Annotated in this window: 26 protein-coding genes and 2 tRNA genes; 16 read left to right on the top strand and 12 right to left on the bottom strand. The window is 36.2% G+C overall.

Going from position 1 to position 26050, the window contains the following annotated elements; all coding sequences use genetic code 11:
- Position 1 precedes the first annotated feature (1 nt).
- A complete protein-coding gene (locus HU137_RS08690) occupies positions 2 to 1174 on the bottom strand; it encodes an MFS transporter (protein ID WP_182043452.1) in 1173 nt (390 codons plus the stop codon).
- Positions 1175 to 1291: 117 nt separating this feature from the next.
- Here HU137_RS08690 and HU137_RS08685 point away from each other — a divergent pair, with 117 nt between their 5' ends.
- Entirely contained in the window at positions 1292 to 3574 is a 2283-nt protein-coding gene (locus HU137_RS08685; RefSeq protein ID WP_182043451.1) for a GH92 family glycosyl hydrolase, read from the top strand.
- Positions 3575 to 3619: 45 nt separating this feature from the next.
- Here HU137_RS08685 and HU137_RS08680 read toward each other — a convergent pair whose 3' ends face one another.
- The 3 genes from HU137_RS08680 to HU137_RS08670 all read right to left on the bottom strand — a co-directional run bounded on the left by HU137_RS08680 (position 3620) and on the right by HU137_RS08670 (position 7811).
- The gene (locus tag HU137_RS08680; RefSeq protein ID WP_182043450.1) at positions 3620 to 5719 is read right to left on the bottom strand and encodes a protein-disulfide reductase DsbD family protein; all 2100 of its coding nucleotides are present in this window, start codon (positions 5717 to 5719) and stop codon (positions 3620 to 3622) included.
- On the bottom strand, positions 5716 to 7005 hold the full coding sequence (gene tilS, locus HU137_RS08675; protein ID WP_182043449.1) for a tRNA lysidine(34) synthetase TilS: 1290 nt from the start codon (positions 7003 to 7005) through the stop codon (positions 5716 to 5718). The genes HU137_RS08680 and tilS overlap by 4 nt, the downstream gene beginning before the upstream one ends.
- Positions 7006 to 7079: 74 nt before the next feature.
- On the bottom strand, positions 7080 to 7811 hold the full coding sequence (locus HU137_RS08670) for a hypothetical protein (protein ID WP_182043448.1): 732 nt from the start codon (positions 7809 to 7811) through the stop codon (positions 7080 to 7082).
- A 58-nt stretch (positions 7812 to 7869) separates the two neighbouring features.
- On the opposite strand from HU137_RS08670, the gene HU137_RS08665 reads away from it, so the two are divergent.
- Positions 7870 to 8256, top strand: a complete 387-nt coding sequence (locus HU137_RS08665; RefSeq protein ID WP_182043447.1) for an RNA-binding S4 domain-containing protein — start codon at positions 7870 to 7872, stop codon at positions 8254 to 8256.
- Here the strand turns inward: HU137_RS08665 and HU137_RS08660 are convergent.
- Positions 8222 to 8749, bottom strand: coding sequence for a shikimate kinase (locus HU137_RS08660; RefSeq protein ID WP_182043446.1), 528 nt, complete (start codon positions 8747 to 8749; stop codon positions 8222 to 8224). The genes HU137_RS08665 and HU137_RS08660 overlap by 35 nt on opposite strands.
- Before the next feature lie 250 nt (positions 8750 to 8999).
- Here HU137_RS08660 and HU137_RS08655 point away from each other — a divergent pair.
- Together HU137_RS08655 and HU137_RS08650 are read left to right on the top strand one after the other, a co-directional pair.
- Positions 9000 to 9072 (top strand) — tRNA-Lys (locus tag HU137_RS08655).
- Positions 9073 to 9131: 59 nt separating this feature from the next.
- Positions 9132 to 9204: transfer RNA gene (locus HU137_RS08650), tRNA-Lys, on the top strand.
- 114 nt (positions 9205 to 9318) lie between these two features.
- Here the strand turns inward: HU137_RS08650 and HU137_RS08645 are convergent.
- The 4 genes from HU137_RS08645 to HU137_RS08630 form a co-directional block, all read right to left on the bottom strand.
- Complete coding sequence (locus HU137_RS08645; RefSeq protein WP_182043445.1) at positions 9319 to 10233, bottom strand: energy transducer TonB; 915 nt, start codon at positions 10231 to 10233, stop codon at positions 9319 to 9321.
- 11 nt (positions 10234 to 10244) lie between these two features.
- Positions 10245 to 10799: an ExbD/TolR family protein gene (locus HU137_RS08640; protein WP_182043444.1), complete on the bottom strand. Its 555-nt coding sequence runs from the start codon at positions 10797 to 10799 to the stop codon at positions 10245 to 10247.
- A 4-nt stretch (positions 10800 to 10803) separates the two neighbouring features.
- Positions 10804 to 11403 carry an ExbD/TolR family protein gene (locus HU137_RS08635; protein ID WP_182043443.1) on the bottom strand — a complete coding sequence of 200 codons (600 nt, stop codon included), beginning with the start codon at positions 11401 to 11403 and terminating at the stop codon, positions 10804 to 10806.
- Between the two features lie 73 nt (positions 11404 to 11476).
- Positions 11477 to 12301, bottom strand: coding sequence for a MotA/TolQ/ExbB proton channel family protein (locus HU137_RS08630; protein ID WP_182043442.1), 825 nt, complete (start codon positions 12299 to 12301; stop codon positions 11477 to 11479).
- 273 nt (positions 12302 to 12574) lie between these two features.
- Between HU137_RS08630 and HU137_RS08625 the strand changes: the two genes are divergently transcribed.
- Together HU137_RS08625 and HU137_RS08620 are read left to right on the top strand one after the other, a co-directional pair.
- Positions 12575 to 13141 carry a cob(I)yrinic acid a,c-diamide adenosyltransferase gene (locus tag HU137_RS08625; RefSeq protein WP_182043441.1) on the top strand — a complete coding sequence of 189 codons (567 nt, stop codon included), beginning with the start codon at positions 12575 to 12577 and terminating at the stop codon, positions 13139 to 13141.
- Entirely contained in the window at positions 13134 to 13748 is a 615-nt protein-coding gene (locus tag HU137_RS08620; protein WP_182043440.1) for a thiamine diphosphokinase, read from the top strand. Before HU137_RS08625 ends, HU137_RS08620 begins: the two co-directional genes overlap by 8 nt.
- A 201-nt stretch (positions 13749 to 13949) precedes the next feature.
- Here HU137_RS08620 and HU137_RS08615 read toward each other — a convergent pair whose 3' ends face one another.
- The 3 genes from HU137_RS08615 to HU137_RS08605 are packed head-to-tail and all read right to left on the bottom strand — an operon-like array spanning position 13950 to position 17230.
- Positions 13950 to 15257 (bottom strand): DUF2130 domain-containing protein, encoded by a 1308-nt coding sequence (locus tag HU137_RS08615; RefSeq protein ID WP_182043439.1) that lies wholly within the window; start codon positions 15255 to 15257, stop codon positions 13950 to 13952.
- Complete coding sequence (locus tag HU137_RS08610) at positions 15254 to 15892, bottom strand: HAD family hydrolase (RefSeq protein WP_182043438.1); 639 nt, start codon at positions 15890 to 15892, stop codon at positions 15254 to 15256. The genes HU137_RS08615 and HU137_RS08610 overlap by 4 nt, the downstream gene beginning before the upstream one ends.
- Positions 15893 to 15937: 45 nt before the next feature.
- Positions 15938 to 17230 (bottom strand): exo-beta-N-acetylmuramidase NamZ family protein, encoded by a 1293-nt coding sequence (locus tag HU137_RS08605; protein WP_182043437.1) that lies wholly within the window; start codon positions 17228 to 17230, stop codon positions 15938 to 15940.
- Between the two features lie 20 nt (positions 17231 to 17250).
- On the opposite strand from HU137_RS08605, the gene HU137_RS08600 reads away from it, so the two are divergent.
- From HU137_RS08600 to HU137_RS08555, 10 genes are all read left to right on the top strand, one after another.
- A complete protein-coding gene (locus HU137_RS08600) occupies positions 17251 to 18480 on the top strand; it encodes an ABC transporter permease (protein ID WP_182043436.1) in 1230 nt (409 codons plus the stop codon).
- Positions 18481 to 18713: 233 nt separating this feature from the next.
- Positions 18714 to 19214 carry an RNA polymerase sigma factor gene (locus HU137_RS08595; protein ID WP_394367604.1) on the top strand — a complete coding sequence of 167 codons (501 nt, stop codon included), beginning with the start codon at positions 18714 to 18716 and terminating at the stop codon, positions 19212 to 19214.
- Positions 19211 to 19891: a hypothetical protein gene (locus HU137_RS08590; RefSeq protein WP_182043434.1), complete on the top strand. Its 681-nt coding sequence runs from the start codon at positions 19211 to 19213 to the stop codon at positions 19889 to 19891. Before HU137_RS08595 ends, HU137_RS08590 begins: the two co-directional genes overlap by 4 nt.
- Positions 19892 to 19914: 23 nt before the next feature.
- On the top strand, positions 19915 to 20259 hold the full coding sequence (locus tag HU137_RS08585; protein WP_182043433.1) for a hypothetical protein: 345 nt from the start codon (positions 19915 to 19917) through the stop codon (positions 20257 to 20259).
- Positions 20260 to 20320: 61 nt separating this feature from the next.
- Entirely contained in the window at positions 20321 to 22702 is a 2382-nt protein-coding gene (locus HU137_RS08580; RefSeq protein WP_182043432.1) for a TonB-dependent receptor, read from the top strand.
- A 3-nt stretch (positions 22703 to 22705) separates the two neighbouring features.
- The gene (locus tag HU137_RS08575) at positions 22706 to 23038 is read left to right on the top strand and encodes a hypothetical protein (protein ID WP_182043431.1); all 333 of its coding nucleotides are present in this window, start codon (positions 22706 to 22708) and stop codon (positions 23036 to 23038) included.
- 38 nt (positions 23039 to 23076) lie between these two features.
- A complete protein-coding gene (locus tag HU137_RS08570) occupies positions 23077 to 23826 on the top strand; it encodes a DUF4625 domain-containing protein (RefSeq protein ID WP_182043430.1) in 750 nt (249 codons plus the stop codon).
- Between the two features lie 69 nt (positions 23827 to 23895).
- Positions 23896 to 24378: a DUF4625 domain-containing protein gene (locus tag HU137_RS08565; protein ID WP_182043429.1), complete on the top strand. Its 483-nt coding sequence runs from the start codon at positions 23896 to 23898 to the stop codon at positions 24376 to 24378.
- 115 nt (positions 24379 to 24493) lie between these two features.
- Positions 24494 to 25351 (top strand): ATPase, encoded by an 858-nt coding sequence (locus HU137_RS08560; RefSeq protein ID WP_182043428.1) that lies wholly within the window; start codon positions 24494 to 24496, stop codon positions 25349 to 25351.
- Positions 25348 to 26046, top strand: coding sequence for a formyltransferase family protein (locus HU137_RS08555; RefSeq protein ID WP_182043427.1), 699 nt, complete (start codon positions 25348 to 25350; stop codon positions 26044 to 26046). Before HU137_RS08560 ends, HU137_RS08555 begins: the two co-directional genes overlap by 4 nt.
- Positions 26047 to 26050 lie beyond the last annotated feature (4 nt).

Genomic DNA, 26050 nt, shown 5'->3' with positions numbered 1-26050 from the left:
TTTATCGTACTCGATTTTTCTCAAAAACTTTTCGAGATATAAACCAATAATAAATTAGCGCAAATAGACAGAATCCTGCTGTAATCAAGTACATCGTTGAAAACCCGAAATGATCGCCGAGATAGGCGCCAAATAGCATCCCGATTCCGATTCCCAAATCAAATCCGGTCAGATAAGTTGAATTGGCGGTTCCGCGTTTGGAGCTGGATGCCATATTGATGTAAATCGTTTGAAGTGCAGGAAATAGCGTTCCATAGCCGATTCCGATGATAAACGCCGATATACAAAAGGCGTAAATGCTGTGAAATAAGGCAAAACACACAAAGCCTAAAGCGATGACAAATAGTGCGGTAACCATCACTTTGTGAAGATGTCCTTTGTCTACAAATTTCCCGGAAGTCACCCGCGATAAAATGATTCCTCCTGCCAGAAACAAAAAGAAAACACCTGCATTATGCACTCCGGTGTCTTTTCCGTACAAAACAGCAAATGCAATCAAAGTTCCCCAACCAAAGGATAAAAACAATTGGTTAATGAAAATTGGGAAACCTTTTAATAAAAAGAATCGGTCAAAGGAAAGAGGCGGTGTTTTGTCCAATTTTTCTCTTTTCGGAACTTTGATGAAAATCACCACTAAAATGGATAAAAATCCCATCATCAAAGCACAACTGATCAAAAAATGAAAGCCGTAACTTTCATAAATGTTGACCGCTACAAATGGTGCGATCGCCATCGCGATGTTGGTATTCACCCCAAAAAATCCAATTCCTTCTGCTCTTCTGGAAGCCGGAATGATGTCAATCGCCACCGTATTGGCCGAAACCGTTGCCAGCGCCCAAGACATCCCATGTACAAACCTTAATATCACGAGAAACAAAACCGTGACCGCAAAATAATAACCAAAAAATGTGGCGATGAAAACCGTCAAACCCAATAAAAACAAAGGTTTACGAGCATATACATCGACCCAATATCCACAAAAAGGACGGATCAATAAAAGTGCAATCGCATAGGAGGAAAGTACGATTCCGATTTCGGAATGCGGCACACCCAATTCTTCCGATAAATAAATCGGAATAGTTGGCATCAACAAGTTAAACGAACAGGCCACCAAGAAATTGGCGATACATGCAATGATGAAATTTCTGTTCCAGAGTTTTTCTTTTAACGGCATTTTTCAGAATTGCGCAGCAAAGGTATTGAACATAAAAGGGAGATAAAATTAAATTCGAATTAAATTATCAATAGGTTAATAACGATTCTCAATTTTTGTTTTTTGTAGATTTGAGGTATGCAAAAATTTTTGATTCCCTGTTTCTTTCTTGTTTCGCTAATTGGATTTTCCCAAGAAAACCTTTTGAAATATGTCAATCCTTTCATCGGAACTGAAAAAATGGGACATACCTATCCCGGTGCTACAGCGCCTTTTGGAGCAGTTCAACTCAGCCCTGACACCGATACGATTTCCTATGAATTGAACGGGAAATACAATAAAGATGTCTATAAATATTGCGCCGGATACCGTTACGAAGACGAAACGATCGTAGGATTTAGTCATACGCATTTCAGCGGAACAGGACATTCCGATTTGGGTGATTTTTTGGTGATGCCGACGGTTGGAAAGTTGAAAATGAATCCCGGAACGGCTCAACATCCTGAAACAGGTTTTCGTTCACGTTTTTCACACGATGAAGAATCAGCAGCGCCGGGTTATTATCAAGTTCAATTAAAAGATTACAACATCAAAGCTGAACTTACGGCAACAACTCGGGTCGGTGTTCATAAATATACGTTTCCAAAATCGGCCGAATCCCATATCATTCTGGATTTGATGTCGGGGATTTACAATTATGACGATAAAACGGTTTGGACGTATGTACGGGTAGTCAATGATTCCACATTGACAGGTTACAGACAAACCAATGGTTGGGCGAGAACCCGAACGGTTTATTTTGCGATGACGTTTTCCAAATCTTTTAAAAGTTACGGCCGAAAGGATTTTGATACTAATCAGGTCTACAAAGGATTTTGGCGAAAGTTTAACCAAAATGAAAATTTCCCCGAAATCGCCGGACAAAAAATCAGAATGCATTTTGATTATGATACAGAAGAAGGCGAGGAGATCATGGTGAAATTTGCGTTATCACCTGTAAGTCAATCCAATGCGATGGAGAATTTATTGGTAGAAACACCCGGTTGGGATTTCGAAGCGATAAAAAATCAAACGCAAAAAAGTTGGAATCAAGAATTAAATAAAATTCAAATAAAAGCTTCGGAAAACGATAAAATCAATTTTTATACAGCGATTTATCATACGTTTTTGAGTCCGACGGTTTATATGGATGTAAACGGGCAATACAAAGGTTTGGATCAAGAAATCCATATTGCCGATGGTTTTACGAATTATACGACCTTCTCGATTTGGGATACGTACAGGGCGCTGCATCCGTTTTTCAACCTTGTTCAACCTTCCCGAAATAACGATATGGTGAAATCCATGATGAAACATTATGAGCAAATTTCGTTGAAAATGTTGCCGATTTGGTCGCATTATGCCAACGATAATTGGTGCATGAGCGGTTACCATAGCGTTTCGGTAGTGGCAGATGCTATCGTAAAAGGAATTTATGACGGCGATGAAAATGCGGCTTTGGATGCTTGCGTCGAAACCGCCAACAAACGGTTTTATGAAGGAATCGGTGATTATATTGATTTGGGATATATTCCGGATGAGAAAAACGGAACTTCGGTTTCCAATACACTCGAATATGCATACGATGATTGGGCAATTGTGCAGGCTGCCAAAACATTAGGTCGAATGGATGTTTATGAAACATTTATCAAACGTTCGGAGAATTGGAAAAATAATTTCGACCCAAGCATCGGGATGATGCGCCCAAAATTGGCCGATGGAACATTTCGTGAAAATTTCGATAGTCAAGAAACGCATGGTATGGGCTTTATAGAAGGGAATAGTTGGAATTACAGCTTTTTTGTTCCGCATGATCCGGAAGGATTGGTTAAGGCGATGGGCGGAAAAAAGAAGTTTACCGATAAACTCAACACCTTGTTTACGATGCATTTACCTGATGAATTTTTTGCGCATACGGAAGATATTTCGCGGGAAGGAATTCTCGGCGGATATGTGCATGGAAATGAACCGGCGCATCATGTAGCTTATTTGTACAATTGGTCATCGGAACCTTGGAAAACACAAGAAACGGTTCGGCATATTTTGGAAATGCAATACAAGCCTACGCCGGACGGATTGGGTGGAAATGATGATTGTGGACAGATGAGCGCATGGTATATTTTCTCTGCTTTGGGCTTTTATCCAGTGGCACCGGGAAGTGAAAATTATGCAATTGGAAGTCCTTTGATTGATGAAGCGATTGTTCAATTAGAAAATGGTAAAAAATTAAAAATCAAATCTATAAATAACTCATCAAGAAATGTTTTTGTTCAAAAAGTTGAATTAAACGGAAAAGAAATCAAAGACTTCACATTGAAACATTCGGATTTGGTGAAAGGTGGAGAATTGGTATTTTACATGAGCGACAAACAAAATAAATAACCGATATCTGGGATACCGGTTATTTATGATTAAAATTGAATTGTTTTAATTCTTCTTCGCATTATATCCATCGATACCCTGTTTCATCCATTTGACGTATTCGTCTACATCATAAAGCGCACCAAGCGGTTCGTTATAATTGTTTAGATTTTCATCAACGATGATATAATAAGGTTGTGCGTTGTTATTGTATTTTTCGATTTCAAATGCCGTCCATTTGTTTCCAACCGTTTTTAAGTTTCGACCCAAAGCTTCTGAATAAACTTGTTCTTCTTTTGGCAATTCGGTGCGTTCATCCACATAAAGCGAAACCAAAACCACATCGTTTAACAACATATTTTTCACTTTAGGATCGGACCAAACGCGTTCTTCTACTTTACGGCAATTGGCGCAAGCATGACCGGTAAAGTCAATCATGATCGGTTTGTTCACTTTTTTTGAATGCTCAATCGCATCAGCCATGTCCAAAAATGCAGGTATCTGATGCGGTCCGTATTTTTGTCCTGGTAACAATTCTCCGGCAGCTTCACCGCCACCAACTGCAACAGCCGCACGACCAACACCGTTTGGAGATTCTGCATATTGGATAGGAGGTGTTAATCCACTTAATATATTGACAGGAGCGCCCCAAAGCCCCGGGATCATATAAATCACAAAAGTGAAAGTCAAAATCGCAAAAAACAATCTCGGGATACCGATTCTATCTTCCGGTGCGTCCAATTTCAATCGGAATTTGCCCAACAAATACAAGCCCATCAATCCAAAAATCGCAATCCAAATAGCCAAGAACACTTCTCTTTCCAACCAATGTGCTTGCCAAACCAAATCGGCGTTGGATAAGAATTTAAAGGCAAATGCCAATTCGATAAAACCTAAAGTCACTTTTACGGTATTCATCCATCCGCCGGATCGCGGCAATGAATTGATCCAACTTGGGAAAATCGCAAACAATACAAAAGGAATCGCCAAGGTGACAGAGAATCCTAAAGAACCTACGATCAATGCATAATAATTTCCGGTTGTAGAAGCTTGTGTAGCTAAACTCCCGATGATCGGTAAAGTACAAGAGAATGAAATGATCACCAACGTAAATGCCATGAAAAAGATACCGATGTATCCGCCTTTGTCCGCTTGTTTGTCCGTATAATTAGCCCAACTCGCCGGTAATGCGATTTCGAATGCACCAAAAAAGGAAATCGCAAAAAAGATGAAAATCAAAAAGAAAGCGATGTTTACCCATGGATTGGTGGAAAATTCATTCAAAGCAGAAGCTCCAAATATCAAAGTTGCCAAACAAGCCAAAGCGACAAAAATCACGACAATGGATAGACCATACGTTAATGCTTTTGTGATTCCTTCGCTTCGCGATTTACTTTGTTTGGTAAATAAACTTACGGTAAGTGGAATCATCGGGAAGATACATGGCATCACCAATGCCAAAAGTCCGCCACCGACGCCTAACAGAAAAATATCCCAAAGTCCTTTTTCTGCTTCTTTATCTTTTTCAGGCTTTGTATCTCCGGTTTCTACGGCAGTTTGATTTTGAATTGAAGTAGAATCAGATGTTTCATTCAATTCATTTTGAGTTAATTGAGTGGAATCTATAACGTTATTTTCTGTTGAAGTAACAGCAATTTCTTCAGATTTTTCTTCAATTTCCTCGGTTTTTTCTTCTACAACCTCTTCCTTTTTCGGGGTGATTTTTACCGAAAAGTCTAGCCAATCAGGCGGTAAACATTTTTCGGCATCACAAACCTGGGTTTCCGCACTGAATTTTACAGTCGTTTCTTTTGGGTTTTTAAGTTTGACTTTTTGTTTGAAGGTAACTTTGTTTTCGTAATATTTTTCTTGTTGTTGGAAAAGTTCGCTGTATTTGTCCAATAATTTTCCGCTTTCTGAAACCTCTCCTTTTAATTCAACATTGGGATTGGATTCAAAAGTAATCGTCGCCGGAACCCCGATTCCATCACCGGGATGTTTCTGCGAATACATGTGCCAACCTTTGTCAATCTTTGCATGCAAAGAAATTTCATACTCATCATTTCCTAAATCTTTGGTTTCTGTCGACCATTTGACAGGCGTTAAAATCTGTGCATTGACCAAAAAAGGAAGAAATAAGAGAAAAAATAAAGTCCTTTTTTTCATAAAAAAATATTTAAGTATTTGTGTGTGTGTTTTGTTATTTTAAATCGGTCGTCAATGCGTTTTCCTACAACATAAACAATTCTATCATCATCATCTACCAACAACCAAGCATTTTCTTTTTCTATTTTCGAATACTTTTCATCTTTGAAATATTTGCTCAATTTCTTTGAACCTTTCATCCCAAAAGGATAAAAAATATCTCCAATTTTCATTTTTCTGAGTCGGAGTGGAAATTTAATTTTATCATAATCCAGTGTTTCATCTGCCTTTAAATTTCTTTCCTCCGATTTCAAAAACCTCAAATATAAAGGTTTTTCGAGGATTTCAAATTCATTTAATTCTATTTCCTGCTCAAATTTTTCCAATTTGATTTTCGTTAAGATGATTTCATTTCTGTTGCGGATCAATCGATGTGTTTTCGAGCGAATTTCTCCGTTTTCAGATTGCAAGATTTTAAGGATTTCGTTTGTTGATTTAAATCCAAATTCAGAAAACAAATGATGCAAATAAGTTTCGATTGGGTTGAGTTTTTTTATTTTATCAATCGAAATTTGAATTGACTCTTTTTCTTCCTCGAAAATTCTCGATTTAATTTCTTCCAAATGATTGGAAATCAATTGATTTTCTTCTTTTAGAAATTGAATGGATTGAGAGAAATTGTTTAAAAATTCGGGATGAATTTCTTTGAGTTCGGGAAAGATTTTGTGACGAATTTTATTTCGGACATAATCTGTTGAAGCATTTGAGCTGTCTTCCCGCCATTTCAATTGATTTTCATCAGCATAATTTAAAATTTCGGCTTTGGAAAAGGGAAGGAGTGGTCGTAAAATTTGGGCGTTTTCCTGAATTCCCGTCAAACCTTTTATTCCGGTGCCTCTAGAAAGATTGATCAAAAAAGTTTCCAATGCATCGTTCAGATGATGTGCAGTAACCAAATAATCAAAGTTTTGTTCTTTCATGATTTCTTCAAACCAAGTATAACGCAGTTCTCTTGCAGCCATCTGTGTAGAAAAATTCCCTGAATTTTTGTGATTTTTTACTTCGAATTTTTTAGAAAAGAATTCAATTTGATTTTCTTCACAATAATTCACCACAAAATTTTCATCTTCGTCTGAATCCTTTCCTCTCAATTGGAAATTACAATGTGCAATGGCAAAATCAATTTTGGATTTCACCAATAAATCACATAAAACCATGCTGTCCACACCGCCACTGACGGCAACCAGCAGTTTGGCGTTTGGATTTAAATTCAATTTTAATGAATTGGGTGAAAGAAATAGTTTCATGCGCACCACAAATTTATAAAATAAAAAAAGGTGCAAAAGAAATCCTTTGCACCTTGGTATTTTAAATAATGATTTTAATTATTTCTTGGCAAAAATTGATGTAATTCAAAATTGAAAATGAAACTTGTATTTCTATAAACATCATTTCTCAATTGTCCTCCGGTATAGACAAAATCACGACCGTAAGCAGCTCTGGAAGGAACGATGATTGCACCCTGGAAATTGTACAAATCATCTCCAGAGGTTTGAGTGGAATTGAATTCTTTAAGGCCTTCTACAAATCCTTCAATCACAAAATGATCGAGATTGATGTCGTTGTCAGCCAAATCTTCTGTAATTTCAGTGTAATAAAAAATAGGATCCCAAGCTGCTACACCAGTTGAATTGATGGTATTATAATAGGTGCCAACTGACCCATATAATTCTGAACCTTCTGTTACATTATCCCGACTTGCAATAAATCGATTAGAATCATAAGAAATCTGTATGCTATCTTGGGTATTGGAAGTGATAGACGGTCCTTCTGCTGTTACTCCAGGACGTTTGATCACCCAAACACCTGAATTGAGCTTAACACCCATCGATTTCAGATTTGGATAAGCATCATCAGCTTCATCTTCATCATCATATTTTCTGATCAATCCGCGTTCCGGCTCAAAATAATGATCTTCTAAATAATTCACGATGGCTTCATCGTCCACTTGGTTTTGATCTTCTTGTGAAACTTCATTGTTATCATCATCACTGCTACAAGCTGTTAAAAACAAACCTGCTGCCAGAAGACAAATTCCCCATTTTTTCATCATAACTTTGTTATTTGGTTGCGAATTTACAAAAATTAAGTTCCTTAAAATAAATTTAACAATGCGTTTAGATAAATTCCTTTGGTGTGTCCGGTATTTCAAAACCCGTAGTATGGCGGCGGAGGCTGTCAAAAAAAATCGGGTAAAAGTGAATGGAGACGTTGCTAAATCATCTCGTGAAGTAATTCCTTCTGATAGAATTACGGTAAGAAAAGATCAAATCGATTATCAATTCGAAGTGATCCAAATCCCCAAAAGCCGAATGGCTGCCAAATTGGTTTCATTACATATCATCGATAAAACCCCAAAAGAGGAGTGGGATAAATTGGAAATGAGAAAGTTGGATCAAGATTATTATAGAGAAAAAGGCGAGGGGAGACCTACCAAAAAAGACAGACGGGATCTAGATGATTTCATATCCGGTGAGGATGAGGAAGGTTTAGAATGATTTCCTCTATGATTTTTTTCACTGATTTTTCTTGAACCGCAAGGATTGATTTTGCATTTTCATAAAAATTTCTTCTTTCAAAGAGGTGTTTGGCGATGAATTCGGGGAATTCTTCGTCAGAAAGATGTGCTATGAGCGGACGAGATGATTTTTCAGGTCGAAGGCGTTCGATCAATTCTTTTGGTGTCAATCTTAAATAAATAGAATGTGTGGCTTGGTTGATTAAATCCATATTGTCATAATAAGCCGGCGTTCCGCCACCCAATGATAAGATGAAGTTTTCTTCTGCTTCTAAGATTTCAATTAAGGCTTCGCGTTCATACTTTCTGAATTTGATTTCTCCATCAGTAGCAAATATTTCAGGAATGGATTTTTGATGTTTGGAAGAAATGAATTTATCTAGGTCGATGAATTTCAGATTTAATTTGGAAGCCAATTCTTTACCAATCGTAGATTTACCGCTTCCCATATAGCCTAACAAAGAAATTTTCATCTGTTTATTTTTATTTGTTTTTTATTTGTCAGATGTAATTCGCCATTAAACATTTCGGTTGGTATCAACTAAAATGTTATGGCTCATTTCATAAATACTTAATTCGTACAAATGTCCGAAAAAACTTAGAATCAAATCGTTAAAAATGTACTGAGAAATATTCTTAAAAAAAGTTTGAAAAGGGTTTTGGAATTTAATTCTTATTTCTATATTTGCACCCCGTTACCGTTAGAACAATGCGGTAACAAATGACTCGGTAGCTCAGTTGGTAGAGCACAACACTTTTAATGTTGGGGTCCTGGGTTCGAGCCCCAGCCGGGTCACTTATAGCGAAATAAATGTTTCGCTTTTTTTTTGAGTTATATCGATTTAAAATGGATAGGACTCGGTAGCTCAGTTGGTAGAGCACAACACTTTTAATGTTGGGGTCCTGGGTTCGAGCCCCAGCCGGGTCACAAAAAGCGAAATTGTCTTTAAGATGTTTTCGCTTTTTTTTATGTCAATTAGGAAAACAAAATGCAAAAAAAAGAGAGCCGTGAAGCTCTCTTTCTATTTTAGGGTATTCCGTATTAATTCTGAATTTGGAATCTTACAGGTAACTGAAATACTAGATTTACAGATGAACCATCTTCCAATTTTGCAGGTTGGATGTTTTTACCACGGCTTGCCAAACGAGTAGCGATACGTTGAAGCGCCTTTTCAGACTCTTTACCCAATTCTACATTGATTCCGCCACCTCCGGCTTGGAGGGCTTGAACTTGGATAATTTTTCCTGATTTGTCGATTACGAATTGAAGTTTCGATACAGCCAATGATTCACCACGATCTGCCATCGTTTCAGAGAAATCATTTAACTGATCTGTCAACTCAGAGCTCAACTCTTTTGCCAAACATTTTTGCAATTCGTTTTTATTTCCTTTGTATTTTTCACAACCAGGGAAAATAGCCATTTCAGATACTTGACGTGCTGTAAAGTTCCCAACTGGTGCAGGTTTTTTACCTTCACCTCCGGTTCCTTTTGGTTTTTCAGGCTCCGATTTACCTTTTGAAGAAGTGGTTTCTTCTCCTTCAACATTTTTCAAACCGATGAGTTTGTTTTCCATTTCTTCCACTTTAACGATAGGTTCTTCTTTCACCACATTTTCTTTTGGCTCAGGAATCACCACACGTACTTGTGCAACTTCTGGTTCCGGCTCCGGTTCTGGTTCCGGTTCCGGCTCTTCAGGTTTGTCTTCAATGATTTCTTCCGGTTGTTCTACATCAATCAAATTGATATCGACAACGGTTTCCACTTTGTCTTCCTTTTTTAACACGACATTGTAAAAAACGATACCTGCAGTTGCAAGTCCGATGATGGCAATACCGATTAATAAGGCTTTCATTAGATTGGAACGTTCGCCCATCCGCAGGTCATAAGCACCGTAGTCTTTGAATCGCTTCTCAAATACGATGTCGTCGAGTGATTTGTAATTTTCTTGTGACATGACGTTTAGATTTAATTGTTACTACTACTTGTTCCACTTTTTTCTTCATACACTGCAACTTCGTTTGGCGCGATGTCCACGATACCGTATCGCGAGGATTCGGTGATTTCCATTTCGTCCAATACGTTGACCAGATTCTCATAAGTCGAATCATCTGTCGGTTTGATGATCACGGTAAAGTTATCCGGTACTTTCGCTCTTTGTCTAGCTGCGAGGATGTCATTGCGTATTCCTTCTTTGGTATAAGAAGTCTCATGCAAATCCTGTGCAACCAATTTGGTTTTGTCTTTTTGATGCCAGTACAATTTTCCTTCTCCACCGACGATAATTGAAATCGAATTGGATAAATCGATTTCTGGTGTTTCGGTTTGTTGTTCTTTGTTTGGATCTTTCGGAGGCATATTCAGTCCCATTACATTGGGTTTACTAAAGGTCGTGGTAAACATGAAAAATGTAATCAACAGGAAACCTAAATCTGCCAACGGAGTCATATCTACTTTCGTGGACTGCTTCTTCGAGCGTACCTTGCCACTATCATCATGCGATTTTACGTCTATATCTGCCATTGCATTAATCTTTAGGTTTTGATTCTGAACTTGTTACTAACTGAAACCGGTTAAAGTCTCTTTCTACCAATTGTTTGATCAAGTCGCGGAACTCAGGATACTGCGTATTTACATCTCCTTTAATTGCCAATTTCAATTCCGGATCATGTTCAAAACTGAAATCTACCCAATCAATTAACTGAAGGTCTGTACTGTCCATAGGGATTCCCGGGATAGTAGCTTGTTTCTGACCATCATTTAGGTTCAAATATTGTTTCAAACTTCTTACCGGAACGGGAATTTCAGACAATTTCATGAAACTGCTTTTTTCTGCGTCAGTAAAAGTAATTCCATATTTCTGTCCCATTTTTTCCAAAATCGGAAGTTTGTTTTTATCATCAATGATGCTGAAATAATATTTCCCTTCATTGTTAATGGTAATTCTGATCAAATCACCATCCTGGATTTTTGTTTCAGCAACAGAACTCGGTGTCTTAATTGGAACGATGTCCGGCTTTTTAAACTGTGTGGTTAGGATGAAGAATGTAAGCAACAACCAAGCCATATCACTCATAGCCGTCATATCCATGTGGATACCTTGTCTTTTTGGTTTAACTCTTGCCATTATTCATTTTTTTATTTATCAATCAATTACTTAACTAAACGGTATGCACCGTTACTTGAATTAAAAAAACGAATTAATGGTGTGCAGCAAATGATTGCTGAATGCTCATTCCTACTTCATCGATTTTGAAAGTCAAGTCATCAATTTTACTTGTAATCATGTTGTAAACGATGATCGCGATAGCTGATGCTCCAATTCCTGTACCGGTGTTGATCAATGCCTCTGCAATACCTACTGATAATTTTGCAGCATCTGGCGTTCCACCACCTTCACCCAAAGCAAAGAATGCTTTGATCATCCCGATTACCGTACCCATCAATGCGATCAATGTACCAACTGATGCAATCGTTGAAATAATAGAAGTGTTTTTCTCCAAAGCAGGCATTTCCAAAGTGGTCGCCTCTTCCAAAGTTTTGTTCAATTCGATCAATTTCTGTTCTTTGTTCATCGAGTTGTCATTTGCCAAAGCTTTGTAAGTTGTCAAACCTTCACGAACTACGTTCCCAACAGAACCTTTTTGTTGATCACATAATTCTAATGCATCATTAATTTGATTTCTACCTACCAAATCTCTGATGTTGTCAACGAATTTTGTGATGTTTCCTTTACCATTGGCTTTTTGAAGGGCAAAATAACGGTCGATCCCAAATACGATTACCATCAAAAAGAAAGACATAAGGAATGGAATGATGACACCTCCCTTATAAATAATTCCCATAAAGTTTTTTGGATGCCCAGCATAAGAATCACCTCCTTCAAAGTTTGCAGATGAACCAAATAATCCGTAAAATACAGCCATAGCTATACCTATTAAGATGATGATTGTAATTGGCGCATTTAAACCTCCTCTTTTTGTTGCTCTTCTAGGTTGAAAAGTTTCATTTGTTTCCATTTCCATTTTTAATTTTAATTATCACTAATTTTTTATTTACAAGAATGCGAATCTATAATATTATCTTAAATAATCCGATTTTTTAGATTTTTTTTTTTTATTTTAATTTTAATTTAACACAGAACAAAATCTAAAAATCGGGTAAATTCGGCATGTATAGACTTGCATTTTTCAATTCAATCAAAAATTAAACCACTTTTAGTTAAATAGATAGAGCTTTATTTACAAAATTAAATTTATGATAATTTTTAAATATCTTTACCCATCTGAATTCTAATAATGAAAGTATACACCAAGACAGGAGATAAAGGGAAAACCTCCCTTTTTGGAGGAACAAAAGTATCAAAAGACCATATCCGCATAGATTCCTACGGGACAGTAGATGAGTTAAATTCTGCAATTGGATTAATTAGAAGTTCCAATATCGAATCTATTTATGACCAACAACTCATTTCAATTCAAAAAAATCTCTTTCATGTAGGAGCTGAATTGGCAACGCCCAACGAAAAATTATATTTGGCCAATGGAAAATCTCGTCTGCCAAAAATGATTCAAGATCAAGATATAGAAGAATTAGAAATTTGGATAGACCAAATGGAGGAGGAGCTACCGGCTTTGATGCACTTCATTCTCCCCGGTGGAAATATGGCATCCTCACATGCCCATCTTTGCCGATGTATATGCAGAAGAGCTGAGCGTATTACGGTTTCTTTAAATGAAGTAGAGCAGGCTAGGGAAGAAATCCTGAAATATTTAAACCGATTGTCCGATTATTTATTTGTTCTAGCAAGAAAAATAGCGCATGATGCAGGACATGAAGAAATCAAATGGCTTCCAAATGAGTAGAGTTGCACTTTTTTTAAATGGTCAAACACCGAGTTTAATCCCTGATTTAGAGCAGTTTGAACAAATATTCTGCACAGATGGTGCATTTTTATACCTCAAAGCACTAAATATCACTCCTGATGTAGTTAGTGGAGATTTTGATTCGATCTCAAGTAATGAAATCCCAAAAGAAATTGAAGTGGTTTATACACCTGATCAAAATTATACGGATTTTGAAAAAGCTCTGATCCTCATTGAAAACCGAAATTTTAATGAAGTTTATGTATATGGAAGCAGCGGAATGGAGCACGATCATTTTTTAGGGAATTTATCTTCCGGACTTAAATTCAAAGAAAGATTGACCATCGTTTTTTTTGATGATTTTAGTTATTATTTCTTTACAGACAAATCCATCGTTTTGGACGGATACAAAGGAAGGACCATATCTTTGTATCCATTTCCAGTTACCAAAGGAATAAAGACCAAAGGTTTAAAGTATCCTTTAGAGTCTGAGGATTTGGATATGACCAAAAGAATAGGAATCAGAAATCAAGCTGTTGAAGACAAAGTGGAAATCCGATACAAAGAAGGAGAATTGCTGTTGTTTATAAAATTAGAAACACCTTGATAATTAAATATTTAAATTCAATTTCAAACATTCTATTTAACATAATATAAATTATAGGCAAAATAAAAGTTAGTACAAAAAAATGGTCAAATATGATTGTAGTCAAAATGAAATCGATTTCTTTCAAGAAAAATTAAGAGATTACAAGAATCTCGAAAATAAATAACGTAAAAAAAAACTATTTTTCAATAACAGGGAAAATCAATCCTCAAAATCCAATTCATTGACATCCAAATCACTGTCCAATTCCAAAGCTTTTACAGATTGAACCGCATTTCCGGCGATTCCTTTGATGGATCCGTACATGTCGATGGTATTTGAAATCACTTTTTCGATTTGTTTTTCGCGTTCTTTCCAGATTCTTTGCATCGCTCGCTTTTCTGAGTCCAATGCATTTTTCATAGATGAAAATCCTTCAACTATCGCTTCAATTTGCATTCGGAAATTATTGCTAGTCAAATAGTCATATAGCATGTCCATTTTATCGCCTTTGTTTTCCTGAGATGCTAAAGCCAAACTCACTTGGATCACAGATTCTCGTAAAACCACACAAAGCCCTTTGAATTCTTCATAGGAACAAACCCAAACGCCATTCAAATTTGCTAAACGCTCCTGTCCGGAAGGCATCGCTTCTGTCACCAAAACCCCCAAATCAGCACCTTTTTCCCGCATATCGGCTTTGAATTTCTCGATCCAACTCGGCTGAAAGTCTTTCGTACGCTTACTTTCGTAGTAAATCTTCCCTAAATTTTGACGACTTCGGGTATTGACCACTTGCACACAATCACCACCACGCGCTCCTTTTTTTACTTCCTCGATTACGTCCAGAGGAAATTGCGCCATCAACCACTCCTCGATCGCCAACTCTTGAACCTCACCCTGCAACTGCATGGAACCCTGTTCCTGTTTGCGTTTCATTTCTTCGGTTAACTTTTTTTGATCTTCAAGTTGCTTGTGTAATTCCTTGAATTTTAACTCATTGCGATCTTCTTCTGCTTTGCGGATTTTGTCTTTTTCTTGCTGAAGAACTTCGTTGAGTTTACGTTGCGATTCAGCTTCTATAGCTTCTTTTAATTCTGATTTTTCCCGTTTCAGCTTCTCTATTTCTGCTTTAGTTCGGTTCAATTCTTTGATTTGTTCCGATTTTTCGTTCAATTCTTTTTGAAGCGCCCCAAATTGCTCCGCCTGCTCTTCTGATAATTTAAATTTTAATTGTTCTTCAAATTTGGCAAGTTTTTCTTTTGATTGCCTTTCCAGAAGTTGTTTTTCCTCGTTCAATTGTTTCTCCAAACGCTCTTTAAACAATTCATTTTCTTGTTTTTTCTTTAATTCGAATTGCTCTTTGTCTTGATTGAATTCATCAAGTTTCTTTTGTAATTTTTGTTTTTCTTCAGCCGATTCCGCTTGGTATTTTTGACGAATTTCTTCTTCCAATTGATGCGCCAAAATGTCCTGAACATCTACTGAATTTCCACAATTCGGACATTTTATTTGGGTTTGAGTATTCATTTCGTAAGGTTTATTATTTCTTGAAAACTATTGATTTTTGAAACAATTAGATTTGGATTTAATTCGCCAAAACCATATTCACAAAAGATAAAATCCAATTGATTTCCTGTAGCCGAAGTATAATCTGTCTGCGTATCTCCTACATAAACCGTTTCATATTTCTTTAATCCATTTCTTACCAAAACCGATTTTATATTGTCAATTTTTGGTTTTCCGGTTCTACCAAAAGATTCAAAATCTCGAAATAAATCATGAAATTTGAAATAATCCAAAAATGCTTCGATGTAGCCGTCCTGACAATTGCTCACGATAAAAAGGTCATGATTTTCGTTTAATTCTTTTAAAATATCTTCTACTCTATCGTAAAGAATTCCACCTTTTAACCTGAGATTATCGGCTTCATGATCCATGATTTCTTGAAGAATTTTATCTAATATTTTAGGATCTATTTTTGGGAAAATCGTTGGCAATATTTCCGGTAAAAGCAATCCCATAAATGGATTTAAATCCTTTTCTTTTAAAGGTTTCTCCAATAAATTATGCTTTTTTAAAATCGAATTCCAAGAATCAATCAACGTTGATCTGGAATCCCAAAGCGTTCCGTCTAAATCAAAAATTATATTTTTATATTTCAATTTTTATTATCTTATAATTAATTAGTTAAATTATTTTAATTGAACTTAATTGTAAAGCAAATACTTCGCTCTTACTTTTTTAAATTCTTTCAAATCTTCTTGCCAACTGGCTTTGATTTCTTCTGCTGAAACCCCTTGGTCAATTTGTTTTCTGAGTTGATCTGTTCCTGCCAAAACATCGATCCAATATTTCCCTGATTGTTTGATCCAGAACGGTTCTTTTCCTTCATAATTTTGATGCGCTTTGATCAACCAACTCAAATTAATTTCAGCTAAATAAGGCGATTCACTCAAATCCTCTCCATAACAAATCTCTCCATTGAACCTTGGGTTTTTGGCTCCAGAGTTGGGTTTTGGTGTAAATTTGTAAGACATATTTTTGATATAAGGAGAACCATAGACTTGAAAAGGCTTATCGGTTCCACGCCCTTCACTCCCATTGATGGCTTCAAAAAAACAAGTCGACGGATATAAATTGATCGATAAATCATTTGGAAGATTGGGTGAAGGTTTTACCGGAAGCGAATAAGTTGATTCACGTGTATAATGTTTCAAAGGAATGACTTCTAAATCAGATTTCACTTTGTTCGCCAACCATCCTTCTCCATTGATCATCAGTGCATATTCGCCTATCGTCATTCCATAAACTACCGGAACGGGATGCATTCCTACAAAAGACTCATAGCCATTTTTCAAAACCGGACCGTCAACATAATGTCCGTTGGGGTTGGGGCGATCCAGCACAATTACTTTTTTTCCGGTTTCGGCAGCCGTTTCCATTACATAATGCAGTGTAGAAATGTAGGTGTAAAATCTAGCGCCAACATCTTGAATATCAAATAGAATCACATCCAAATCTGCAAATTGCGCTTGGGTTGGTTTTTTGTTTTTCCCATAAAGCGAAACAATTGGCAGTCCGGTTTTTATATCTTTTCCGGATTTTACGGTTTCTCCAGCATCTGCGTCTCCACGGAATCCATGTTCAGGAGAGAATATTTTTTTTACATTAATTCCGTTTTCAATGAGAAAATCCACAATACTGATTTGTTCAAAAATGGCACATGTACCCATTCCTGTTTTTTCATTGCAAGATTTTTTTCCAATGATTTTGGTTCCGTTTGTAATTCCGGTTTGATTGGTTACCACTCCTACTCTTTTCCCTTGAATTTTAGGGAAATAGATTTCAAATTGTTCTGCGCCGGTGATGATTTCAGTTTTGATGATGAGGGAAGCATCGTGTTTCTTTTCGATTTTTTCTTCATTGATATTGATTTGTCCAAAAGAAGCATTGGCAAAAAATATAGCAATTAGTGTATATTTGAAAAGTTTTTGAATCATAGCTTAAAATTTAGAATAATTTGAATTTCACTTGGTGGTTTGCTAAAAAAATTGCGTTCGGTAAAAGTAATAAAAATAACCTTTCTACCACGATTATCCGAATCGGTCAAATCGCTGTGGCCATTGGTATTTTGGTTGCTTTGGTGACGCTTTCTACCGGAATTGGAGCACGCAAAGGAATCAAGCAGAAATTGGCTGATTTTAACGGTCATATCACTGTGAAACCCTATAACAGCAACCAGTCTTTTAATTCGGATTCGATTTTGATTCATCAAAGTTTTTACCCCAAATTTGATGCCGTTCCAGAAGTCACACATGTCCAACCCATTGCGGTAAAAGGTGGAATCATCAGGACTGCGGATAATTTTAGCGGCATATTTTTAAAAGGAGTTGGAGAAGATTATGATGTAAAAAGATTTGATTCTTATTTGGTTAAAGGGAAATTTCCAAAAATAGAGCAACAAAAAATATCCAATGATGTGGTGATTTCGCAAAAAATTGCCAACGAATTGCATCTCGATGTGGACAGTTCATTTGTTACTTATTTTATTCAAGAAACTGGAAAACCGATTTACAGAAGATTTCATATCACCGGAATTTTCAGTACAGATATCAAGGATTTTGATGATATATATGTGATTGGGGACATCAAACAGGTGCAACGGCTCAATAAATGGGATGAAAATGTGGTGGGCGGATTTGAATTGTTTACCAATGACATCGAAAAATTGGATGAAATTGCAGCCAAAGTAAATGACCAAATCGATTTTCAATTGTATGCACAATCAGCCACGAGTTCCTTTAGTCAAATCAATGATTGGATTGCGATTTTTGATACCAATATTTTTGTGGTTTTATTTATCATGATGGTGGTGGTGGTTATCAATATGATCATGGTTTTATTGATTTTAATTTTAGAACGAACGCATTCCATAGGACTTCTTAAAACATTGGGTGCAACCAACTGGCGAATCCGGACGATTTTTATTTATTATGCTGTGTTTATCATGATTCCGGGACTTTTGGTCGGAAATATTTTGGGACTTGGTTTGTTATTGATTCAGAAATATTATAAAATCGTCAAATTACCGGCTGAAAATTATTATTTATCTGTAGCTCCGGTTTATTTGGATCCCACCCAAATCCTGATTTTAAATTTATCGGCTATTTTAATTTCTTCAATTGTTTTATTGGCTCCCTCCTATTTGATCTCAAAAATCACTCCCAATCAAGCGATGAAAATCAATTGATCGTTTTTATCTACCAATAATTGGGTGAAAAATTAGGACAATTCTTCTCAATTTATTATTTTTGCACCTGAAAATAGATAGAAATACTATTTTCATTAGGTTTAAGTTGGTTAGGGGGAATACCCTCGTTCTTTTATGAGCGAGGGTTTCTTCGTTTTATTCAATTTCTTTTTTTTATTTTTTTCTCAATTGTAACATCTATGTTATTTTTGCATACTTATAAATCAAGAAATTTGAAATCCAAAGAAATTGAATTCACTCAATTAATTGAAAACAATCAGGGGATTGTGCATAAAGTCTGTCGTATATATTGCGATAGTCCTGAGGCGCATGAAGATTTGTTTCAAGAAATCGTGCTTCAACTTTGGAAATCATTTGATTCTTTTAAAGGTGATGCAAAATTTAGTACTTGGATGTACCGGGTTGGGTTGAATACGGCCATAACCTTAATTCGAAAAAAGAAAAAAAATATTCCGACGACTTCTATCGATAGCCAACCTTTTTTTGATGTTAGAGCACATGAGTTCGATGAAGAAAAGGAAGAAAGATTGAAATTGCTCTACAAAGCCATTAAAAAATTAAATGACGTAGAAAGAGCTTTGGTTTTACTTTATTTAGAAGACTTACCTTATAAAGAAATCGCCCAAACTCTGGGGATTTCGGAGGTAAATGCCCGAGTGAAAATGAACCGAGCTAAAGATAAATTAAAAGAAATGATGACCGCTACAGCATGAATGAAATAGATCCACATAAAAATGATGAATTGGATGATCTGAAGTCGCTTTGGAAAGATCAGCCTGTAGAAAAAAGTTATGGAAAGGATGAAATTTTCAAAATGATCCACCGAAAATCTATCAATTCTGTTCAATGGTTATTCATCATCACCATCATCGAGTTAATTCTTGGTTTGGGAATTTCACTTTGGACTATATTTTCAGGACAGCATTTTTATTCGGATGATACCATCAAAATGGTGGGTGAAGGTGTATTTAAAAGGATGGAAAATCTATCGCATTTAGGTCTTTTGGGGTCGATTATGTTGATGGGCATAATGTTTTATTTTTATCGAATCATTTCCTCTTCCCTTTCCGTTCAAAGTTTAATGTCCACTATTTTAAAATTCCGAAAAACCGTTACTTGGTTTATCATCATTTGGGTGCTTTTTACGGTGGTTATTTTTACTCCAATCCTAATTGAAATGGGCTATAACTCCTATATTAACGCCTCAGATCATTCTGATCAAACTTTAGAACAATTGAATCAAAATGCCAATCAAGTGGGATATATCATGGCTTTGATCAACGCTGTTTTGATCATTTTGTTTTTCGCTCTTTATTATGGACTCATTTATGGGATTTTCCTTAGGAGATTGGGTAAAAATCTGAAAGATTTAAAAAATATCGAAGATTAAACCTACCTTTGCACATTCCTGATATGAACAAGACAAAACCAATATTTGGATTTTTAATTGCAAATTTATTTTTGTATGTCTTGTTATTTCAACCGATTCACCAACTTGAACATTTCGCACATCATCTTGAATTTCAACAAAAATTCCAACATGATTTCCACTGTGAACATTTTGCACATATCTCAACGGAAAACCACTGTGAGTTATGTGATTTCATGCTAGCGCCAACTTTGGAATACCAAGGTGAAGAATTAGAAATTCCGGTTGTTTTCAAGACGAATTCGTTGTCAAAAAACGATGAATTCAAAACATTTTTCACAGAAGAATTAATCCTAAACAATTCACTAAGAGGACCACCTATCGCATGATAATTTGAAAAATTCACCAGGAATCATTCATTCCTAAATTACTAATATTCAATTTATTAATATGCGCGGGTCGATCCTACTAACGTTAATTTTATTTAATTTATCAATTGGCTATTCGCAAAATTCAATTTCAGGTAAAATCATTGATGAATTTGGAGAAGCGGTTTCAGAAGCCAAAGTCACAGTCGGAAATCAAACCAGTTTCTCTGATGAAAATGGAGCGTTTATCATTCCATCTCTAAAAAATGGACAATTCAGAATTCTTGTTTCCCACGACGAATTTGAGGATTATTCGGAAAATATTTCGATCGTCAATGGTTCCTTTCAAAAAACCATCATTTTGACACAAAAGTTCATGTTGTTGGAAGAATCGGTGGTGGTTGGAAATTTGGATGATTTAGAAAAAAAATCAACTTCCCAAAGCCTAGAAATCGTCAATCAGGAATTTATCCAAAGGAATCTCTCCGGAAGTTTGATGCAGTCTTTAGAAAAAATTTCCGGTGTAAACGCCATGTCCATCGGTTCAGGACAGTCCAAACCACAAATCCGCGGTTTAGGATTTAACCGCGTCATCGTTACGGAAGAAGGCGTAAAACACGAAGGTCAACAATGGGGAGCGGACCATGGGCTGGAAATTGATCAATTTTCAATCGGAAAAGTCAAAGTTTTAAAAGGTCCGGCTTCTTTGCTGTATGGATCAGACGCCATCGGCGGGATCATTCAGATCGAAAGAAACCATCCTCCTGAGAAATATTCAAGCGGAGGAGAAATCAATCTCATCGCAAAATCCAACAATAATTTACTGGGAACTTCAGCTCAATTCTACAACCGAATTGATCATTTTTTCTATGATTTCAGAACCACTTATTTGGATTATGCAGATTATAAAGTTCCGGTGGATCAAATTCAAATTTATTCGTACAATGCTGAATTACACGAGAATAAACTCAGAAATACCGCCGGTAGGGAATTGAATTTTCATCTTTCCACCGGATATTTGTCCAAGGATTTTATTTCTATTTTTCATTTCAGCAATCTCTATTCAAAAAACGGATTATTTGCCAATGCACATGGTTTGGAGCCTAGAAATGTAAATTCTGATTTATACGATGAATCTGATCGGGACATCGATTTTCCATACCAAAACGTCAATCATTTTAAACTCATCAACCAGACCAAATGGAAAATAAATTCCTCCAATCAATTGGAATTGAACATCGGATTTCAAAATAATTACAGAAACGAATACGGATTTTACATCAGCCACGGCTATATGCCATCGGTTTATCCATCAGATCTAAATATCGATCAAAACCTTGAAAGACAATTCAATAAAAGCACCTATTCCTTTAATGTCAAAGACGAATTGAAATTTTCAAATCACGAATTGACCATCGGAATAAATTCGGAATTTCAACAGAATCAAATCGGCGGTTGGGGATTTTTAATTCCTGATTTTGAACAATATAACCTCGGTTTGTTTGCTTTTGATCAAATCAAATTTGGGAAGAAATTTTTGGTTCATCTCGGTCTTAGGTATGATTATGGGAAAATTAAAACGGAAGAATATTTTGACTGGTTTACGACACCGGTCAATGGAAATCCAGAATATTTGCAAAGATCAACAGATTTAGATCGTTCTTTTGAAAATCTTACATGGGCGATTGGTGCAAATTACAACTTAAAAAACTGGAATTTCAGGTTAAATGCCGGTAAAAGTTTCAGGATGCCGCTTGCAAAAGAATTGGCATCAAATGGCGTAAATTACCATTATTTCAGTTATGAATTGGGAAATCCTGATTTATCGCCTGAACAGGCTTACCAATTGGATTTAGGACTAACTTTTTCTCGTCCTAAAATTTCGGTTGACATTAATCCTTTTTTTAATTATTTCACCAATTATATCTATCTTAATCCAACACCTAACTATGATTATGACTACGGCGCAGGTAACCAGATTTATGAATATGCTGAAGCTGAAGTATTGCGATATGGCGGCGAAATCAACATCAATTATCAAATTTTTAAAAACCTAAACGGTGAAATTCTAGGCGAATATGTGTATTCTGAACAGCAATCCAGCGCAAAAAAGGGTTTCACACTTCCTTTCTCCCCTCCTGCCTCGGTTTTATTTAGTTTGAAATATGAAAAGGATTTCAATGATTTTTTCAAGAAATCTTTTGCGATGATTGACTATAAAATAGTTGCCGATCAAAATGAAATCGTCCCTCCGGAAGTAAAAACTTCCGGCTATCAACTCATAAATTTATCATTTGGAACAGAATTGAATTGGGGAAAAACGTTATTACAACTCAATTTTCAAATCCAGAATTTATTGGATTCGGAAAACTATAACCATACGAACTTTTACCGATTAATCGGTGTGCCGGAACCGGGAAGGAACTTTGTTTTGTCGTTAAAAATTCCGTTTGAAATCAAATAGGAAATGAAGAAGAAGCAAAACATATTACAAAAATTCGGTGTTTTACTTTTCCTTGTGTTGATTTCAGCCCCTCATTTGGTTGAAATCGGACACTTTCATCATAGCCAATTTGACACCAATTCAAATTCAACAGAAATAGTAAAATCTGATTGTCAGATTTGCAATTTTCACTTTTTCCCTACTACAGATGACATCATTTTTCTATTGGATTTAGGGAAATCAGAATGGTTTAACAATCAAAAATTAGCCGAGCGAAAAGCAATAGTTCTCCATAAATTCATAACGCATTTTCAAGGAAGAGCGCCTCCAATATTTGATTTAAATAAAATTACTTAACTAATTTTAAATCAAATAATTAAACTTAAATTTTTAAAATGAAAAATATATTTTTTAAATCCGCTTTTGCGGTAACTTTGGGTGCATTAATTTTCACAACTTCTTGTAACAATGATGATGATGCGCCAAATGACACCATTCAAATCCAATTGACAGAAGTTGGCACTGCCAATTCAGGTGAAGCAGTTGCAGGATCTGATGTGCATTTGGATGCGGAAATTATGGCTTCTGCAAGAATCGCCAATGTGATCGTGGAAATTCACAATGAAACGGATGCAAGTATTCCGGAAATCACGCAAGAATTTAGCGATTACAATGGTCAAATCAATGCAAATTTTCATCAACACATTGAAATTCCTGCGGATTATCCGGCTGGCGGATACCATTTGCATCTGACAGTAATTGATGCAAACGGAAACAGCGAAACAGCTGAGGCTGATTTGATCATTTTGGCTGCTACGGATAACATTCAAGTTGTTTTCCACGAAGTTGGTGAGGGAAATAGCGGTCAGGTTGCTGCAGGATCTGATCTGCATCTTGATGCAGGGATTACTTCTGTTCATGCAATTGCCGGAATCGAATTAGAAATTCATAATGAAGCTGACCCAAACGTAGCGGAAATCGTTCATTCTTTTTCCAATTACAACGGCCAAACAAACGCAGACTTTCATGAGCATGTGGACATCCCGGCAGATCAGCCAGCTGGCGAATACCATTTACATTTGACCATTACAGATGATGAAGGAAATTCGTTTACTTCAGAATCTGAATTGATCATTACCAATTAAATGATACAGGCCGCACATCTGTATGTGCGGCCTTTCCTATCTTTGTTTCAACTATTAAATTAAATAAAAATGAAAATTTTAAATACAATTACAATTTTAGCAAGCTTTGGATTCTTCTTATTTTCCTGTAGCGGAGATGATGATACTGCTTCAAATGACACCCAAAAGCCTATTATCGAGATGAACATGAGTGATGCTGCTCCCTTAAGTTGTTCTACATACCAACGTGGAGATATCATCCAATTTAAAGCTCGATTTACAGACAATGTAGCGCTTGGAGCTTATAGCATTAACATTCACAATAATTTTGACCAACATTCACATGACACGGAAACGGGAGATTGTGAAATGGACCCAATCAAAACGCCTACCCATCCATGGACGGAAATCATCCAAGGAGAAATTCCCGTTAATAAATCTGATTATGTAGCGACGATGCCAATTCAAATTCCCAGCGATATAGAAACTGGAGATTATCATTTTATGATTCAGTTGACAGATGCGCAAGGTTGGTCTACATTAAGAGGAATTAGCATCAAAATCGAAGAATAATTTCTTGATGAAAAATATCTTTAATTTGATTGTTTGAATTTTATATTGAAACTTTTTTTCATAAACTTGCATCGAAGTAAAACAAAAAAGTTATAAATAATTAAAAAGGATTTGAATGATAGCAATAGCAGATAGTGGCTCTACCAAAACGGATTGGGTAATTTTAAATAATGATTTGACTGAAGATTTCCGCACCAACACTATCGGATTCAATCCATATCACATAGATGCTCCGGCGATTGAAGCTGAAATGATGAAAAATGAAGAATTAAAAGTCATTTCTGATAAAATCACCCAAGTTTATTTTTATGGAGCAGGATGTTCTGCTGATTTTTTAAAAGAAACCGTAAAAAATGGATTTCGGAATTATTTCAAACATGCGGAATTAAAGGTGGATCATGATCTATTGGCTGCTTGTTATGCCGTTTATAGAGGAACTCCGGCGATTGTTTGTATTTTGGGAACCGGTTCCAATGCTTGTTATTTTGACGGAAAAGAAGTCAAAGAAGCAACGCCTTCTCTCGCCTACATCCTCGGAGATGAAGGCAGTGGAAACCACATGGGGAAAAAGCTGTTACACGCTTATTTCTCCAAAAAAATGCCCAAACATTTGGCAAAAAAATTCCATGAAACCTATCATTTGACCATCAGTGTTTTGAATATCAATGTGTACCAAAAACCATTGGCCAATGCTTATTTGGCTTCGTTTAGTAAGTTCGTTCACGAGAACAAAGACGAACCTTTTATTCAAAACCTGATTTATACTTCCATGGCCGATTTCTTTGAAAATCAGGTTCTACCTAACCGAGAAGCTAGATTTTCTGAAATCAATTTCATCGGCTCAGTTGCCCATTATTATGAAGACATCATCCGTGCGGTTGCGGCTAACTATCATTTGGAAGTTGGACACATCGTCAGAAAACCTATCGATAATTTAGTGGATTATCATAAAAAATATATTTTACACGGATGAACCAACCCGAAATCGTGGTGATTTCATACAATACACCACATCGTAAAACCCAAGATGTACTTTTTCAATTAAAAGCAAAAGGCTATCGAAATGTCAGTGTTTTGGCTTTGCCGTTTGTTCATCGCGAAAATCCGTTTAAACCGATTTTTGCGCATCGTCCATCAAAGGCGATTGATATCATGCCGGAAATTTTATGTGAACGTCTACACTTTCGATTTAAGGAAATAAAAGCAGATGAAATCCATGCTTATTTGAATCAAAATCAATCGGACTTTGTGTTGATTGCAGGAGCAGGATTATTGCCCGACGAATTGGTTGAAAACCATAAACTCATCAATTCTCATCCCGGATGGTTGCCAAAAGTTCGCGGTTTGGATTCGCTCAAATGGGCGATTCATAACCAACAACCATTGGGCGTTACTTGTCATTTTGTAGATTCGGAAGCAGATGCCGGATTTCTGATAGAACAGCGCGAAGTTCCGGTTTATAACAATGATACCTTTCATTCGGTTGCTTATCGCCAATATGAAATCGAAATCGATATGTTGGTGAATTCGATTGAAATCATTCCTTCACGTACCGATTTCCCTTCTTTGAGCACTTCAGAATTTGAAGCTACACGAAGAATGCCGAAATCAATCGAAGAGAATTTGATGGAGGGATTTGAAAGATATAAAAAGAAATTTTCGATTTAAACTT

Source organism: Moheibacter lacus (genome assembly GCF_014042165.1).
Lineage (GTDB): Bacteria > Bacteroidota > Bacteroidia > Flavobacteriales > Weeksellaceae > Moheibacter > Moheibacter lacus.
The sequence above is the reverse complement of the archived record's forward strand: the minus strand, read 5'-3'. Positions and strand labels throughout refer to the sequence as shown.